This is a genomic window from Winogradskyella sp. A2, assembly GCF_046762865.1.
GTDB lineage: Bacteria > Bacteroidota > Bacteroidia > Flavobacteriales > Flavobacteriaceae > Winogradskyella.
On record NZ_JBKQXM010000025.1, the window covers coordinates 1 to 676 of the forward strand.

Below are 676 nucleotides of genomic sequence, written 5' to 3' on the forward strand. Positions count from 1 at the left end.
ACGGTACCTGCCGATGTAACCATCGAGTGTACCGAGGACGAGTCTTCTGCAAACACTGGCGTGGCTACTGGTGCGGATACCTGTGGTTCTGTAACTATTACGGAGTCTGATGCTGTTGTTGATGCCTGTGGAAATACCAAAACGATTACTAGAACCTGGACGGCTACCGACGAATGTGGTAACGCTACGTCTGCTGTTCAGACTATAACTGTTGAGGATACAACGCCTCCTACTATCACGGCACCTGCCGATGTAACCATCGAGTGTACCGAGGACGAGTCTTCTGCAAACACTGGCGTGGCTACTGGTGCGGATACCTGTGGTTCTGTAACTATTACGGAGTCTGATGCTGTTGTTGATGCCTGTGGAAATACCAAAACGATTACTAGAACCTGGACGGCTACCGACGAATGTGGTAACGCTACGTCTGCTGTTCAGATTATAACTGTTGAGGATACAACGCCTCCTACTATTACGGTACCTGCCGATGTAACCATCGAGTGTACCGAGGACGAGTCTTCTGCAAACACTGGCGTGGCTACTGGTGCGGATACCTGTGGTTCTGTAACTATTACGGAGTCTGATGCTGTTGTTGATGCCTGTGGAAATACCAAAACGATTACTAGAACCTGGACGGCTACCGACGAATGTGGTAACGCTACGTCTGCTGTTCAGA

General features: G+C 49.6%; 1 pseudogene. It reads left to right on the forward strand.

Going from position 1 to position 676, the window contains the following annotated elements:
• Positions 1–676 (forward strand): annotated as a pseudogene (locus tag ACFWV9_RS16150) (gliding motility-associated C-terminal domain-containing protein); the annotation flags it as partial.